Origin of the sequence: Streptomyces sp. NPDC005774 (genome assembly GCF_042871645.1) — a bacterium.
GTDB classification, from domain to species: Bacteria; Actinomycetota; Actinomycetes; order Streptomycetales; family Streptomycetaceae; genus Streptomyces; species Streptomyces pratens.
The window spans coordinates 1-1,490 of sequence record NZ_JBIAIV010000141.1 but is presented as its reverse complement, the minus strand read 5'-3'; the positions used below and the strand labels follow the sequence as shown (position 1 = coordinate 1,490).

Sequence of the window (1,490 nt, the reverse complement as noted above, 5' to 3'; positions counted from 1 at the left end):
GGTTAGCGGTGGTCCGTTGTGATCGGGTCGGAGCCTATGGCGGTAGGTAGAGGTTGATGCCGTAGCCGCCGGCCAGGCTGGTGGTGAGCCGGTCGATCTCGTGTGGGACGCGGGCAAGGACTCCGGATCGGATGATCCGGAGCAAGTCGTGGAACGGGACGAGCCAGGATCGGATCCGGCGCAGCCGCTGCGGCCAGGTGTCAGGTGTTGGTTCGTCCGGGTCCGCGCCGGACGGCCGGGGCTTGTCGTTGTCGCTGCGCCAGCAGAACGTGAACGCCAGCTTCACCAGGGTCCAGTGGCGCTGGATGGCCTCGCCGGAACGTACTTGGAAGTCGGCCCACCCCAGTTCGCGTTTCACCTGCTTGTATTCCTGTTCAATCCAGTTGCGCAGGCTGTAGAGCCGCAGGACCTCCGTTGCTGTGGCCGGCGCATGCGGTCCGCGCCGAGGGCGGCGGGGCAGGTTCGTGGCCAGGTATCGGGTGCTTGTTCCGGGCAAGGTCTTGGGGTCGACCGTAGCCACGACCATGCGCCGGGCACAGTTGGGGCCGTAGCGTCCGCAGACGACGTCGGCGGCCCACCACCGCTCTGTGCGACCGTCGCGCAGGTGCCGGGTGATCCGGTGCCAGCGGCCGGGCCTGGACGGCGAGCTGAACGGCACCTCGGCCGCTGCCCGGGCCGGGGTGAGCGGCGGACCGTCGTCGCGGTGGATTTGCGTGGTGGGGCTGAAGGCCACCACGCAGGGCACGTTGGTGCGGTCCAGGTCGTCGACGAGGACCGGGCCACGGCTGGGCCCGTAGTCCGCGTCGGCGACCACTGCGCGGAAGCGGATCCCGGCGTCCCGCGCGCGTTTGACCAGCCCCGTCGCGATCTGGCTCTTGGTCCGAAATCCCGGGTCCTGCTTCCCGCCCGGCAGCCGCGCGGCCGGCTGGTAGGGCACGGTGTGCACCGGCCAGTACACCTTCTCATCGGCCCAGCAGGTGGTGACCGCCACGATCCCCTCCTCGACCTTGCCGCGCGAGCCGATGTACTGCCGGGCCACGTACTCGCTGGCGTGCCCTGACTTCCGGTCTCCCGAATCGTCGATCACCAACACCCCGTCGCCATGCGCAGCCGTTCTTGAGTCCGCCATCAACAGCTCGATCCTGCGGTCGTTGATCGCCTCGTGATCCCAGTGAGACTCCGACAGGAACCACTGCAGCCGCTGCTCCTCGCGGTGCTTGGAGCCGACACCGGGCTCGGTCTCCGCCAGCGCCGTCAGCGTCTTGTTCCGCTCGCTCGGACGCAGCAGACCGGCCGTGTAGTCCCTGATCGCCACCCGTTGAGCACGCGAGACCAACAACGGATCGAACAAGGCCAAATACCCCTCCAACGGAGCCGGGGCCGGAGCCACCGGAAGCCGGTCGGTAGCCATGATCTCCTCCATCTGCCGCAGCGGACTCCTCTCCCCATCACACTGCGGCAAGCGCCTGATCACAACGGACTACCGTTAG

At 68.3% G+C, this 1,490-nt stretch carries 1 protein-coding gene; it reads right to left on the bottom strand.

Annotated features, from left to right (window positions below; all coding sequences use genetic code 11):
- Positions 1-34: 34 nt before the first annotated feature.
- Positions 35-1,411 (bottom strand): IS701 family transposase, encoded by a 1,377-nt coding sequence (locus ACFYQA_RS39495; RefSeq protein ID WP_388928678.1) that lies wholly within the window; start codon positions 1,409-1,411, stop codon positions 35-37.
- Between the last annotated feature and the right edge of the window lie 79 nt (positions 1,412-1,490).